The sequence below is a fragment of the Falsiroseomonas algicola genome (assembly GCF_011040385.1).
Classification (GTDB): domain Bacteria; phylum Pseudomonadota; class Alphaproteobacteria; order Acetobacterales; family Acetobacteraceae; genus Falsiroseomonas; species Falsiroseomonas algicola.
In genome coordinates, this window is sequence record NZ_JAAIKB010000010.1 from 90,589 (window position 1) to 104,181 (window position 13,593).

The 13,593-nt window shown below is 70.2% G+C and carries 15 protein-coding genes; 9 read left to right on the forward strand and 6 right to left on the reverse strand.

The genetic code is table 11. The features are described from left to right. Positions 1 to 2 precede the first annotated feature (2 nt). Genes G3576_RS32630 through G3576_RS21840 form a run of 9 tightly spaced genes read left to right on the forward strand, consistent with a single transcriptional unit; the run spans position 3 to position 8,612 of the window. Entirely contained in the window at positions 3 to 884 is an 882-nt protein-coding gene (locus G3576_RS32630) for a DMT family transporter (protein ID WP_164696554.1), read from the forward strand. 46 nt (positions 885 to 930) lie between these two features. Then, entirely contained in the window at positions 931 to 1,224 is a 294-nt protein-coding gene (locus G3576_RS21805) for a hypothetical protein (protein WP_164696555.1), read from the forward strand. A gap of 2 nt (positions 1,225 to 1,226) precedes the next feature. Then, positions 1,227 to 2,357, forward strand: a complete 1,131-nt coding sequence (locus tag G3576_RS21810; RefSeq protein ID WP_164696556.1) for a glutathionylspermidine synthase family protein — start codon at positions 1,227 to 1,229, stop codon at positions 2,355 to 2,357. Continuing rightward, positions 2,354 to 2,755, forward strand: coding sequence for a DUF350 domain-containing protein (locus G3576_RS21815; protein WP_207622968.1), 402 nt, complete (start codon positions 2,354 to 2,356; stop codon positions 2,753 to 2,755). Before G3576_RS21810 ends, G3576_RS21815 begins: the two co-directional genes overlap by 4 nt. Beyond that, on the forward strand, positions 2,752 to 4,752 hold the full coding sequence (locus G3576_RS21820; RefSeq protein ID WP_164696557.1) for a DNA/RNA helicase domain-containing protein: 2,001 nt from the start codon (positions 2,752 to 2,754) through the stop codon (positions 4,750 to 4,752). Before G3576_RS21815 ends, G3576_RS21820 begins: the two co-directional genes overlap by 4 nt. Positions 4,753 to 4,760: 8 nt before the next feature. After that, positions 4,761 to 5,630 (forward strand): endonuclease/exonuclease/phosphatase family protein, encoded by an 870-nt coding sequence (locus G3576_RS21825; RefSeq protein WP_164696558.1) that lies wholly within the window; start codon positions 4,761 to 4,763, stop codon positions 5,628 to 5,630. Positions 5,631 to 5,657: 27 nt separating this feature from the next. Beyond that, the gene (locus tag G3576_RS21830) at positions 5,658 to 6,881 is read left to right on the forward strand and encodes an MFS transporter (RefSeq protein ID WP_164696559.1); all 1,224 of its coding nucleotides are present in this window, start codon (positions 5,658 to 5,660) and stop codon (positions 6,879 to 6,881) included. Between the two features lie 13 nt (positions 6,882 to 6,894). Further along, positions 6,895 to 7,773: a polyphosphate kinase 2 family protein gene (locus G3576_RS21835; protein ID WP_164696560.1), complete on the forward strand. Its 879-nt coding sequence runs from the start codon at positions 6,895 to 6,897 to the stop codon at positions 7,771 to 7,773. Next, positions 7,773 to 8,612 carry an alpha/beta hydrolase gene (locus G3576_RS21840; RefSeq protein ID WP_164696561.1) on the forward strand — a complete coding sequence of 280 codons (840 nt, stop codon included), beginning with the start codon at positions 7,773 to 7,775 and terminating at the stop codon, positions 8,610 to 8,612. Before G3576_RS21835 ends, G3576_RS21840 begins: the two co-directional genes overlap by 1 nt. On the opposite strand, the gene G3576_RS21845 is transcribed toward G3576_RS21840, so the two are convergent. The 6 genes from G3576_RS21845 to G3576_RS21870 all read right to left on the reverse strand — a co-directional run bounded on the left by G3576_RS21845 (position 8,597) and on the right by G3576_RS21870 (position 13,515). After that, positions 8,597 to 9,079, reverse strand: coding sequence for a ribonuclease toxin HepT-like protein (locus tag G3576_RS21845; protein ID WP_164696562.1), 483 nt, complete (start codon positions 9,077 to 9,079; stop codon positions 8,597 to 8,599). The two genes, G3576_RS21840 and G3576_RS21845, sit on opposite strands and share 16 nt — an antisense overlap. Then, on the reverse strand, positions 9,072 to 9,395 hold the full coding sequence (locus G3576_RS21850) for a nucleotidyltransferase domain-containing protein (protein ID WP_164696563.1): 324 nt from the start codon (positions 9,393 to 9,395) through the stop codon (positions 9,072 to 9,074). The genes G3576_RS21845 and G3576_RS21850 overlap by 8 nt, the downstream gene beginning before the upstream one ends. A gap of 27 nt (positions 9,396 to 9,422) precedes the next feature. Then, positions 9,423 to 9,764: a carboxymuconolactone decarboxylase family protein gene (locus G3576_RS21855; protein WP_328729588.1), complete on the reverse strand. Its 342-nt coding sequence runs from the start codon at positions 9,762 to 9,764 to the stop codon at positions 9,423 to 9,425. A 101-nt stretch (positions 9,765 to 9,865) separates the two neighbouring features. After that, positions 9,866 to 12,220, reverse strand: a complete 2,355-nt coding sequence (clpA, locus tag G3576_RS21860) for an ATP-dependent Clp protease ATP-binding subunit ClpA (RefSeq protein WP_164696565.1) — start codon at positions 12,218 to 12,220, stop codon at positions 9,866 to 9,868. 159 nt (positions 12,221 to 12,379) lie between these two features. Next, positions 12,380 to 12,721 carry an ATP-dependent Clp protease adapter ClpS gene (clpS, locus tag G3576_RS21865; protein WP_203073370.1) on the reverse strand — a complete coding sequence of 114 codons (342 nt, stop codon included), beginning with the start codon at positions 12,719 to 12,721 and terminating at the stop codon, positions 12,380 to 12,382. Positions 12,722 to 12,993: 272 nt separating this feature from the next. Continuing rightward, positions 12,994 to 13,515, reverse strand: a complete 522-nt coding sequence (locus G3576_RS21870) for a phasin family protein (RefSeq protein ID WP_164696566.1) — start codon at positions 13,513 to 13,515, stop codon at positions 12,994 to 12,996. Positions 13,516 to 13,593 lie beyond the last annotated feature (78 nt).

The following is a 13,593-nucleotide window of genomic DNA, read 5'->3' on the forward strand; positions in this document are numbered from 1 at the left end:
GCGTGATCCTCGCCTATTTCCAGCTCGCCCTCTCCATGGCGTTGGTCGGCGCCAATGTGGGCGTGGCCAAGCTCCTGGCGCAGGACCTGCCCATCCCCATGATCGCGGGCCTGCGCTGCGCGCTGGCCGTGCTGGTGCTGTGGCCGCTGGCCAAGGCGATGGAGGGGCTCCCCTCGATCGAGCGCCGCGGCCTCTGGAACCTGGCGCTGCAGGCCTTCTTCGGCACCGTTATCTACAATGCCGGGCTGCTGGGCGGGCTGCGGCTGACGACGGCGCTGGAGGCGGGACTGGTGCTGGCGACGCTGCCTGCCGTCGTCGCCATCGGCAGCGCGCTCTGGCTGCGGGAGAGGCTGCCGCCTCGGCAATGGGCGGCGGTCGCACTCGCGGCCTTCGGCATGGCGGCGATCACCCTGGCGCGGCTCGGCGGCGACGGCGGGCATGGCAGCCTCATCGGCAATCTGCTGGTCTTCGGCGGCGTCTGCGGGGAAGCGCTCTATGTCCTGCTGGCGAAGCGGCTGGCGGGCCATGCGCCGGTGGTCACCGCCAGCCTCTGGATGCAGGTCTTCTCCGCCCTGATGCTGCTGCCCTTCTGCCTCCCCGTGGCCGGCGCGGTGGTGGCGCTGGCGGAGCCCGCGACGGCGGGACTGCTCGTCTTCCATTCGCTGACCGCCTCCGTCCTCTGCCTGCTGCTCTGGTACCAGGGGCTGAAGCGGGCGCCGGCGGGGATCGCCGGGGTCTTCACCGCCTTCCTGCCCGCGACCTCTGCCCTGGTCGCGATCTTCTTCCTGGGCGAGGTCTTCACCCTCACCCACGGCGCCGGCTTCGTGCTGCTGACCGGCAGCATGCTGCTGGCAACCTGGCCATCACGCCGGCGCGCAGCCTGACCGGAAGGGCTTCGCAAGCCGGCCAGGCCGCTGTTACGCTTTCCGCGTGAGACGAACGAAAGCCCTGCGCCTGGTGCTGCTGGGGGGCGGCGTGACATCCCTGCTCGCGGCCTGCGGCGATGACGAGGCGCGCGCCGCGGAATGCGCGCGGGCGCGCGCCGAACAGCGCCCGAATGCGGAGCAGATCTGCCAGCAGAGCCGCTCGCGTTCATCGCATTACGGCGGCTCCTGGTTCAGCGGGCGGACCTCCTCCGCCTCCGGCGCCGCGACCGCCGCCAGCCAGGGTGGCTCCTCCGCCCGCGGCGGCTTCGGGGGCTCCACCTCCTCGAGCAGCAGCTGAGCATGCGGCGCGTCGCGATGCCCGCACGGCCCGACCTGCGGGAACGCGCCGCGCGGCTCGGCTTCGCCTTCGCGGAGATCGCGGGCGAGCCCTATTGGGACGAGACCGCCTGCTACCGCTTCGACGCTGGCGAGATCGACGTGCTGGACGACGCGACGGTCGAGATCGACGCGCGGTGCCGCGAGGCCGTGGCCTATGCCGTCGGGCATGGCATGAACGGGCCGCTCGGGATCCCGGATGGCGCCTGGCCGCTGGTGACGCGAAGCTGGGAAAAGCAGGAGCCCAGCCTCTATGGCCGCTTCGACCTGCGCTGGGACGGCACGGGCGCGCCGAAGCTCCTGGAATACAACGCCGATACGCCGACCGCGCTGTTCGAGGCCGGCGTCATCCAGTGGGAATGGCTGCAATGCCTCAGCGAGGGCGAAGCGCGGCCCGCCGACCAGTTCAATTCCATCCATGAGGCGCTGATCGCCACCTGGCCGACCATGAAGCTGCCCGCCCGCGTCCACTTCGCCTGCGTGCGCGACCATGCGGAGGATCGCGGCACCATCGACTACCTCCGCGACACCGCCATCCAGGCGGGGATCGAGGCGCCCTTCCTCTTCATGGACGAGATCGGCTGGGGCCGCGGCCGCTTCCGGGACATGGAGGAGCGGGAGATCAGCGCGATCTTCAAGCTCTACCCCTGGGACTGGCTGCTGGCGGAGCCTTTCGCGGCCAACATCGCCACCGCGCCGACGCGTTGGATCGAGCCCTGCTGGCGCCTCATCCCGGCCTCCAAGGCCTTCCTTTCGCTGCTCTGGTACCTCTTCCCGGACCATCCGAACCTGCTGCCCGCCTTTCTCGAATCCGGGAAGACGGGCGGGCCGGAGATCTCGAAGCCTTTCTGGGGGCGGGAGGGTGCCAACATCGTCGCCCCGGGGATCGAGACCCCCGGCCCCTATGCCGCGCAACCGCGGGTCTGGCAGGAATATGCGGAGTTGCCCTGCTTCGATGGCCGCTATCCCGTGATCGGGTCCTGGATCATCGGCGGCCGCGCCTGCGGCATCGGCATCCGGGAAGACGCGACGCCGGTGACGCGCGACACCAGCCGCTTCGTGCCGCACCTCTTCCAGGGGGAGAACCCATCGTGACCAGCCTCGCCACCCTGCCCGGCTTCCTGATCCACTTCCTCGTCGCCATCGCGCTGCTGGCCTTCGCGCTGACGACCTATCTGCGCGTCACGCCGCATGACGAGATGGCGCTGATCCGCGCCGGCAATTCGGGCGCAGCGATCGCCCTGGCGGGCGCCATCATCGGCTTCGCGCTGCCCATCGCCAGCGCCTTCGCGCATTCCGTCAACATCCTGGATGCCGCGGTCTGGGCCGTGGTGGCGCTGCTGGTGCAGCTGCTGACCTTCTTCGCGGTGGCTAAGCTGCTCGGCAGCGGCTGGCGCGCGGCGATGGAGAAAGGGGACAGCGCGGGGTCCATCCTGAAGGCGGCGGTGGCGATCGCGGTGGGGATGCTGAACGCGGCCTGCCTGAGCACGTGAGGGCGTGGTTCGCCTGCACCGGCGCAGAATTGCTGGCGCGCGACCCGCAGGACACCATCGGCCGCCTGGCGGCAGCGCAGCAATCCCGCGGCCATGCCGGCAGCATCGACCAGGACTACGCCTGGCAGGGACAGATACGCGCTCTGGCCGCGGCGATCTCGGAAGCCGGCGGCGAGGCCTGGACCATCGCGATGGAATACGACCTGTTGCGGCTGGAGAAGCGCATCGACGCCGTCATGCTGACCGACCGCGCCATCATCGCGCTGGAGTTCAAGACTGCCGCGGCCACCAACGCCACGCTGGCGGAAGCGGAGGATTACGCGCTGGACCTGCGCGACTTCCACGCCGGCAGCCGCACCCACCCCATCGTGCCGGTGCTGGTCGCGGGTGCGGGCGGCTTCGTGCCGCCGGCGCAGCCGCCGCTGATCTGGCATGGCGTGACGCAGCCCATCGCCTGCGGCAGTGCCGGGCTCGGCGCGCTTCTGCGCTGGGTGCAGTCGGCTGCACCGGAACCAGCCCGGCGCCTGGATGGCCCGGCCTGGCTCGATGCGCCCTATCGCCCGGTGCCGACCATCGTGGAGGCGGCGACGCTACTCTACGCCCGGAACGGGGTGCAGGAGATCGCCACGGCACGCGCCGATGCCGCCAACCTGACGCGCACCGCACAGGCGATCCGCGACGCCGTGGCGGAAGCGCGACGGGATGGCGCGAAGCTCGTCGTCTTCGTCACCGGCATCCCTGGCGCGGGCAAGACTCTCTGCGGCCTCAACGCCATCTTCGGCGAAGCGCGGATCGAGGGAGCCGCCTTCCTGACCGGCAATGCACCGCTGGTCACCGTGCTGCGCGCGGCGCTCGCGCGGGATGCGGTGGCGCGTGGCGAGTGCAAGCGGCCGGAGGCGGAGCGCCGCGTGAAGGCCGCGCTGCAGAATGTGCACCGCTTCCTGGAAGACAACGCCCGGCCCGGCCTGGCCGCGCCGCCGCCCGAGCGCCTGATCGTCTTCGACGAGGCGCAGCGCGCCTGGAACGAGGCGAAGGCGGTGCTGGGCACACGCAACAGGCCCTCGACTCTGACGATGAGCGAACCCGCGCACACGCTCGACATCATGGGCCGGCACGAAGGCTGGGCGGTGGTGGTCGCGCTCATCGGCAATGGGCAGGAGATCAACACCGGCGAGGCAGGGCTGCAGGAATGGGGCCGCGTCATCGCCGCCGATGCGCGCTGGCGCGCACTCGCCGCGCCGCGCGCCATCAAGGCGGAGGAGCCCGCGCAGCGCCTGGCCGACCCCGGCGCGCCGTGGCTGCGGATCGAGCCAGCGCTCGACCTGGCGACGCCCATCCGGAGCGTGCGCGAAAGCGCCGGCGCCGCCTGGGTGGATGCCGTGCTGCGCGGCGCCGTGGCGGAGGCGCGCGACATCGCGGCGGGCTGCGAGGCGCTGCCCTTCCTGCTGACACGCGACCTCGATGCCATGCGCGCCGCGCTGCGCCGCCTTGCACGCGGCCAGCGCCGCGCCGGGCTTCTCGCCGCGGCCGGTGCCAAGCGGCTGCGGGCGGAGGGGCTCGGCGTGCAGGTGGAGGATGTGGCCGACTGGTTTCTCCGCCGCTGGCCGGACATCCGCGCCTCCGACGCGCTGGAGACGATCGCGACGGAATATGACTGCCAGGGTCTGGAGTTGGATGTCGCGGGCCTCGCCTGGGGCGGCGATTTCATCCGGCAGGCGGGCGAATGGCAGGCGCGGCGCTTCGTCGGCGCGGCCTGGCAGCGCGACCTCAAGGAATTCGACTTCGTCCGCAACACCTACCGCGTGCTGCTGACCCGCGCCCGCTACGAGACGGTAATCTGGGTGCCGCGCGGCAGCGCGCGCGGCACGCCCTTCCATGACCCGACGCGCGATGCCGCGACCTACGACGCCATCGCCGATTTCCTCGAGGCCTGCGGCGCCGTGCCCCTGACCGCTGACGCGCCCGTGCGGGACGAGGCCCCTGCCCTGCTGCTATAGCCACGCGCATGCGCGCCCTGCTCCTCGCCCTGCTCCTCCTCGCCACCCCCGCGGCGGCACAGACGGAGATCAAGCTTGCCACCTGGAACATCGCCTGGCTGACGCTGAAACAGGCCGGGCATCCGGACCTGCCGCGTGACCTGCGGGCGCGCGAACCGGGCGACTGGACACTGCTGCGCGGCTACGCCCAGCGCCTGGCCGCCGATGTGATCGCATTGCAGGAGATTGATGGCGAACAGGCCGCCGCCCGCGTCTTCGACCCCGCCACCTACGCCATCCACCTGACCGATGAGGACGACATCCAGCGCCCCGGCTTCGCGGTGCGGCGGACGCTGCGCGTCATCCCGCAGCGCGACCTTGCGGCGCTCGACCTCCGCGCCGGCGCGCGGCGCAGCCTGCGGCGGGGCGCGGACATCATCGTGGAGGCACCATCCGGCGCGCGCCTCCGGCTGCTCTCGGTGCATCTCGACGCCGGCTGCCGGGAGGATCCCTTCGGCGCCAATGCCTCCCGCGACTGCCAGGGGTTGCAGCGCCAGGCCGAGATCATCGCCCGCTGGGCGGAGGCGCGGCGGCGGGAGGGGATCGCCTTCGCCATCCTCGGAGACTTCAACCGCCGCATGGGCGGCAATGACGACTTCCTCCGCATCGTCGAGGAAGCGGCGCCAGTGGCACGCCCGACCGAGGGCCTGTCCTCCCCCTGCTGGGCGGATCCGCGCGGCGGGCGCCCCTTCATCAGCCACCTGCTGCTGGGCGGCCCGGCGCGGGACTGGCTGGTGCCGCGCAGCCTCTCCGTCCTGGCCTATGCGGAGCGCGACCGGAGCTACCGGGAGAGATTGTCGGACCATTGCCCGGTCTCCGTGCGGATGCGGCTGCCGTAGCAACCGAAGCCGTGCCACCATGCCGGCATGCGCCAATTCGCCCGGCTCACCCTCCCGCTCGCCGGGCTGAACTTCGTCAACCAGGCCTCGCGAACGATGATCGCGACGGTGGGGCCGCTGCTGGCGCTGGAATTCGGGCTCAGCGCCAGTGAGCTCGGCCTGCTGGCGGCGTTGTTCTTCGCGAGCTACGGCCTGGCGCAGTTGCCGATCGGGCTGGCCATCGACCTCTGGGGATCGCGCCGTGTGCAGACGGTGCTGGGGGCGATCGCAGGCCTTGGCTTCGTGATCTGCGCGCTGTCTCCCGGGCCGGTCTGGCTGGCGGTCGGGCGCGCGGTGACGGGCTTCGGTGTCTCGGCCGGGCTGATCGCCATGCTCAAGGTGAACACCCAATGGTACCCGCGCGACCGGGTGGCGGGGATGACGGGGCTCGGCGTCTTCGTCGGCGCCTGCGGCAGCGTGGCCGCCACCGTCCCCGTCGCCTGGATGGTGCCCGTCATCGGCTGGCGCGGCGTCTTCGTGGTGCTGGCGCTGCTGGCCGTCGGCGTCGCGGCCTGGATCTGGTCCAGCGTGCCGGATCGCGGGCCCGGCGCGCCACCGCCGCCGCGGCGCAGCTTCGCGCAGGAGATCGCGGAGTTCGGCAAGATCTTCGTCCACCCCGCCTTCCTGCGCTTCGCGCCGGCGGTGGCGGTGCTGTCTGCCCTCAACTTCACCTACCAGGGTCTCTGGGCCGGGCCCTGGCTGCGGGACGTGGCGCTGATGGATGACGCGGCGCGGGCATCCCTGCTGCTCGCCTATGCCGCGGGGCTGATGGTGGGCAGCGCCGGGACCGGCCAGGCGGCCTCCTTCCTGCAGCGCCGTGGCGCGGGGCCGATGCTGGTGCCGCTGGTGGCCATGGGCATCATCGCGGTGGTGCAGGTGCTGCTGATCTGGCTGCCCTTTCGCGGCCCCATTCCGCTCGGCCTGCTCTGGTTCACCTTCGCGCTGTGCGCCGCGGCCGGGCCTTCCGGCTATGCCGCCATCGGGCAGCGCTTCGGGCCGGAACTGGCGGGGCGCGTCGCCACCGCCATCAACGCCTCCATGCTCGGCCTTGTCTTCGTGCTGCAGAATGCCATCGGGTGGATCCTGGACCTCTGGCCGCGCGTTGCGACCGGCGGTTGGGACCCTGCCGGTTACGGCTGGGCGCTCGGCATGACGCTGGCGTTGCAGGTGCTGACCATGGGCTGGATGCTGCTGCCGGGTCGCCGCGGCTGAACGGAGGATTTGCGTGGAAAAGCGGATCGAGAAGCTGCTGTCCCGCTACCGGGTGGAAGGCGGCAAGTTCCGGCTGAAGGACCACGACCCCGCCGATACCGGCGGCCTCGACCTGAAGAAGGATGAAGCGACGGCGCTGCTGAAGCAGGGGGTGGAGGCGCTGTCGGCCCACCAGGACATGCTCTACGCGCAGGATCGCTGGTCCGTGCTCTGCATCTTCCAGGCCATGGATGCGGCGGGGAAGGACGGCGCCATCAAGCACGTCTTCTCCGGCGTCAACCCGCAGGGCTGCCACGTGGTGTCCTTCAAGGCGCCGACCTCGACGGAGCTCGACCACGACTTCCTCTGGCGGCATTCCATCGCGCTGCCGTCGCGCGGCCAGATCGGCATCCATAACCGCAGCTGGTACGAGGAAGTGCTGGTGGCGCGCGTCCACCCCACCATCCTCGAACACCAGAAGCTGCCGGCACGCCTTGTCGGAAAGCACATCTGGGATGAGCGGCTGGAGGATATCGCGGCCTATGAGCGCTATCTCGGCCGGCAGGGCACGGTGGTGTTGAAGTTCTTCCTCAACGTGAGCCAGGAGGAGCAGAAGCGCCGCTTCCTGTCCCGCATCGAGGAGCCGGAGAAGAACTGGAAGTTCAGCGCGGCGGACGTGCAGGAGCGACAGCACTGGGATTCCTACCAGGACGCCTATGAGGAGGCGATCCGCGCCACCGCGACCAAGGCGGCGCCGTGGTACGTCGTGCCGGCGGACCACAAGTGGTTCACCCGCCTGGTCGTCGCGGCCGCGATCGGCCGGGCGATGGAGGGCCTCGGCCTGCACTACCCCGCGGTGACGGAGGCGCAGCGGGCGGCGCTGGCGCAAGCGCGGGAGGATCTCGGCCCCTGATGGCGCGGCGCGCCTGGCTGGGGCTGCCGCTGCTGGCCGCCGCCTGTTCTCCGGCGCGGATCGCGGGGGCGCTGACGCCGCGCGGCGGGACGACCACGCGGGAGGGCCTGGCCTATGGCCCCCTGCCCCGCCACCGGCTGGACCTGGTGCTGCCCGCGACGGTGACGGCGCGGACACCGCTGGTCGCCTTCTTCCATGGCGGCGGCTGGACCAGCGGCGGGCGTGGCGACTACGCCTTCCTGGCACGGACGCTGGCCACAGCGGGCATCGCCGTGGCGGTGCCGGATTACCGGCTGTTCCCCGAGGGGCGCTGGCCCGATTTCGTGGAGGATGGCGCGCGCGCCGTCGCCTGGCTGCGGGCGGAGATGCCGGCGCAGCCGCTTTTCGTCATGGGCCACTCCGCCGGCGGCTTCATCGCGGCCGCGCTCGCGCTCGATCCGCGCTGGCTTTCGGCGGCGGGATCATCGCGCGCCGCGCTGGCCGGCGGCGTGCTGCTGGCCGCCCCGATCGCCTGGCAGCCGGATGAGGAGCCGACCATCAGCATCTTCGCCAATGCCCCCGGCGGAAGGATCGCGGCGGTGGCGCGGGCGGAGGACCTGGCCGGCGCGCCGCCGCTGCTGCTGCTGCACGGGGCGGATGACCGGGTGGTGGGGCCCTTCCACTCGCTGGACCTGGCGCGCGACCTGCGCGCGGCTGGACGGCCAGTGACGCTGCAGGTCTATCCCGGCGTCGAGCATGTCGGCGTGCTCTCCGCCATGGCAGCGCCGGTGCGGGCGCTGGGGTTGGCGCACGCGCCGGTGTTCGAGACGGTGGTGGGGTTTCTTCAGGCGCCGGGCTGAGGCGGCAGCAGGCCGAAATCACGGCCGAAGGCCTCGAAGGCTGCGGGAAGTTCGGCGATCAGGCGGCGGGCGGCCTGCACGGCGGGGGCAGCGCGATCCATGTCGAACTCTGCGTAGGAATGCATCGCTCGATGCCGGAAGAGCCGCAATTCGCGGAGCGCGCCTGCAAGCTCCGGTGCGAAGGCCGGCCGGTGGTCACTCGTGCGGCGGATCATCTGGAGCAGATGCTCATGCCAGTGTTCGCCGGTTGGGCGGGGTTCGGCCGCAAGGCCGAGGATATAGATCGATGCCTGTTCGAAGGTCGAATAGGCGTCCTGCAGGCTCTTCTGGAAGGCCTTCTGCTGGATCAGTGCCGCGCGCCCCGGAGCCATGCGGGCATGCGCCTCCCAGGTCTCGATGGCCAGGTCGAGGTCGGCGATGATCATGTCGCAATAGGCTTCCAGAGGAAACCAGCGGGAATCAGCCACAGCGGACTCCCTCAACCTCGGCTGCGGCGCGGACGACCTCCGCCAGATCCTCCCACAGCATCACATCGCCCCGGACCTTCAGCGCGCGGCAGGCCTCGTGGGCCGCGCTCTCCGCCGCCGCCCAGTCCCTCCCCGCGCCGACGATGGCGATATCCGCGTCGCTCCCCCGCCGCGCCGTGCCACGGGCCAGTGATCCGAACAGGATGTAGTGCCAGGGCCTGCCCTGCGCGGCGGCCGTCAGCGCCGCGATCAGCGGCGCCCGGGCGGCGGCGAGGTGGGCGGCCTCCGCCCGGTCGATATCCTGGATGGTCGGCATGGCGCCCTCATCCTAGCACAGGCAGGGTCAGCCCTGCCCCGCCCCGTCCATCGCATCCAGCACATGCATCGAATAGGTCAGCGCCGCGCCGGCGTTCAGCGCCACGGCAACGCCGAGCGCCTCCGCGATTTCCTCCTTCGTCGCGCCCGCCGCCTTGGCCTTGCGCGCATGGGCGTCGATGCAGCCCTGGCAGCGGGTGGTGACGGCGACGGCCAGCGCGATGAATTCCCGCGTCTTGGCATCGATGTGCTTCGTCGTGGAGGCACCACGGCTCAGCGCGCCGAAGCCCTTCATCAGTTCGGGATGCAGCTGTCCCAACTCCTTGCCGCGCTCGCGCAGCGCGCCGCTGTACTCGTCCCAGTCCGTGATCCGGGTATCGGTGGTCATCGCTCTCTCCCACACACGCAAAAGGCGCCTCCCGGCCACCCGGGAGACGCCTTCGCAACTATGACCGCGGCAGCCCGAAGAATCTATTCGGCCGTCTCCGGCTCCTTCTCCGCCTCGCCGTCGCCGCTGTCCTCCGGCTTCGGCAGGGCGGGGGGCGCGGCCTCGACATAGTCGAAGACCAGCGCGCCGTCCTTCAGGCCGACCTTCACCGCGCCACCCTTCACCAGGCGGCCGAAGAGCAGTTCCTCGGCCAGCGGCTTCTTCACCACTTCCTGGATGACGCGGGCCAGCGGCCGCGCGCCGTAGAGCGGCTCGTAGCCCCGCTCGGCCAGCCATTCGCGAGCGGCGCTGGACAGCTCGATCGTCACGTTGCGGTCGGCGAGCTGCGCCTCCAGCTGCATGACGAACTTGTCCACGACCCGCGCCACGATCTCCGGCGTCAGGCCTGAGAAGGGGATGACGGCGTCGAGGCGGTTGCGGAATTCCGGCGTGAACATCCGCTTGATCGCCTCCTCATCCTCGCCCAAGCGCTGCGTGCGCTCGAAGCCGATGGTCGGCTTCGCCATGTCGGCGGCGCCGGCATTGGTGGTCATGATGAGGATGACGTTGCGGAAATCGACGGTCTTGCCGTTGTGGTCCGTCAGCTTCCCGTGGTCCATCACCTGCAGCAGGATGTTGTAGAGGTCCTGGTGCGCCTTCTCGATCTCATCGAGCAGGAGCACGCAATGCGGGTGCTGGTCCACGCTGTCCGTCAGCAGGCCGCCCTGGTCGAAGCCCACATAGCCCGGCGGCGCGCCGATGAGGCGGGAGACGCTGTGGCGCTCCATGTATTCGGACATGTCGAAGCGGATCAGCTCGATGCCGAGCGTCTTGGACAGCTGCTTCGCCACTTCCGTCTTACCGACGCCGGTCGGGCCGCTGAACAGGTAGTTGCCGATCGGCTTCTCCGCATCCCGCAGCCCGGCGCGGGACAGCTTGATGGCGGCGGAGAGCGCGTCGATCGCCTTGTCCTGGCCGAAGACCATCGACTTGAGGTCGCGCTCCAGCGTCCGCAGCGTCTCCTTGTCGTCGTTGGAGACGGTCTTGGGCGGGATGCGGGCGATCTTGGCGACGATCTCCTCCACATCCTTCAGCGTGACCGTCTTCCGGCGCTTGTTCTCCGGCAGCAGCATGCGCGACGCACCGACCTCGTCGATCACGTCGATCGCCTTGTCCGGCAGCTTCCGGTCATGGATGTACTTGGCCGAGAGCTCCACCGCCGCACGGATGGCTTCCGGCGTGTAGCGGACCTTGTGGTGCTTCTCGTAGTTGGTCTTGAGGCCCTGGAGGATCTTGACCGCATCCTCCAGCGTCGGCTCGTTGACGTCGATCTTCTGGAAGCGCCGCACCAAAGCGCGGTCCTTCTCGAAGTGCTGGCGGTATTCCTTGTAGGTCGTGCTGCCGATGCAGCGCAGCGTGCCCTGGGCCAGCGCCGGCTTCAGCAGGTTGGACGCATCCATCGCGCCGCCGGAGGTGGCGCCAGCGCCGATCACCGTGTGGATCTCGTCGATGAAGAGGATGCTGCCGGGCTGCTGCTCCAGCTCCGACACCACCGCCTTCAGCCGCTCCTCGAAATCGCCGCGGTAGCGGGTGCCAGCGAGCAGGCTGCCCATGTCGAGCGCGAAGATGGTGGACTTCGCCAGCACCTCCGGCACGTCGCCCTCGATGATCCGCTTGGCCAGGCCTTCGGCGATGGCCGTCTTGCCGACACCGGGGTCACCGACATAGAGCGGGTTGTTCTTGGTCCGGCGGCAGAGGATCTGGATCGTCCGCTCGATCTCGGAATCGCGGCCGATCAGCGGGTCGATCTTCCCCGCCTGCGCCTTCTTGTTCAGGTTCACGCAGTAGTTGGTCAGCGCGTCCTGGCCGCGCGGCGCATTGCCGCGCTGGGGCTTCTCCTCCTTCTCCGGGGTCTCCTCCGGGGTCTGGGGGGTGCCCTGGACGGGGCGGCTGGTGCTGCGGCCGGGGGCCTTGGCGATGCCGTGGCTGATGAAGTTCACCGCATCCAGCCGCGTCATGTCCTGCAGCTGCAGGAAGTAGACGGCATGGCTCTCCCGTTCGGAGAAGAGGGCGACAAGGACATTGGCCCCCGTCACCTCATCCCGGCCGGAGGACTGCACATGGATGGCGGCGCGCTGCACGACGCGCTGGAAGCCCGCGGTGGGCTTGGCGTCGCCCGCGCGGTCGGAGACCAGGCCCGCGAGGTCCTTGTCCAGGAACTCGGCCAGGTCGCGCTTCAGCTTGTCGTTATCGACGCCACAGGCGCGCAGCACGGTGGCCGCGTCCGTATCGTCGGCGAGGGCAAGTAGCAGGTGTTCGAGAGTCGCATATTCGTGCCGGCGGTCATTGGCGAGGCCGAGGGCGCGGTGGAGCGTCTGCTCGAGGTTGCGGGACAGCATGGTCTGACGCTCCCTATCGGGTAGGCTCAGCGTTCAACGGAACGCCGCGGCCCGGGTTGCCCTCAATGTGGTCGCTCCCTCTTGCTTGCGACAGTCCCCCGCCGGCCGTTTTGCCGGGCCTTGCTTCCATCCGCCGCCGAGGGGGTGGCGGCGTGCCGATCATTCTTTTTCGATCGTGCACTGGAGCGGGTGCTGGTTCTGCCGTGCCAGGTCCATCACCTGGGTGACCTTGGTCTCGGCGACCTCATAGGTATAGACGCCGCAGACGCCGACGCCGCGGCGGTGGACGTGCAGCATGATGCGCGTCGCCTCCTCCCGGCTCTTCTGGAAGAAACGCTCAAGGACGTGCACGACGAATTCCATCGGCGTGTAGTCGTCGTTCAGCATCAGCACCTTGTACATGGAGGGCTTGCGGGTGCGTGGCCGCGCCTTGACCACCACGCCGGTGGTCGGCCCCTCCGCCCCGTTGCCCTGTCCTGGGCGCTTGTCGCTGTCGCTCATGCCTGCCTTGGTTGCCTGCCGGGGGATCGCCCCGGTCGTCGTGCCGCATAGGATATCGGAGCCGAGGGCCGGGAGTGAAGGGCTTGACGAAATTCTCCCGCAGAAGACCCCGCCCCTGGTTAGCCTTCGGTTAGCTTAACCCGGATTTCCACCCCTGAAACGGGAAAGGCCCGCCGCGGCTGCCCGCCTCCCCTGTCGGGGAGGCCGGGCGGCCGGGCGGGCCTTCCGGACCCAGGGCAAGGGGGCGATCGGCACCCCCCTGCCGCGTTGGATCAGGCCGCGAGGGGCTTGCCCATCTTTTCGACCGCCAGCGTCATGCGGGCGGCGAGCGGCGCGGAAGCCTGCTCGGCCAGGCGGTAGGCGGCCTCCTGCAGCTTCGTCGCCTCGCTCATCGTGCGCTCCAGGGAAGCCTTGGCGAAGGCGGCCTGGATGTCGGCGGCTTCCTTCAGGGACTTCACGGCGGCGAGCGCCTTCGCGCTCTCAAGCGCATGGTCCGTCAGGGCCTGGGACACGGCGAAGTACTGCTTGCCGAGGTCCTGGAAGCCGACCGTCAGGGTCTGCGTGGCCTTGGTGAAGGCCTCGATGTTGCCGCGGCCGAACTCAGCGGCCTCCTCGGCGGCCTTGAAGAAACCCTCGGCCGTCTTCGTCGCCTGTTCCATGCCCTTCTCCATCGCAGTGCGCGCCGTCGTGGCGCCGTTGTCCATGATCTTCTTGGTCTGCGCGGCGCCCTGCGTCGCGGCATTCTCGACGAGCGCGATGGCGCGCTTGGATTCGGTCTTCGGCTCGGTGGCCATGGGGTTCTTCCTCAAGCTGGTTCACCGGCGCCCGGCGCGGTGGGAGCCTGCTACCCGGCCCCAGGGGATTTTGCTGCG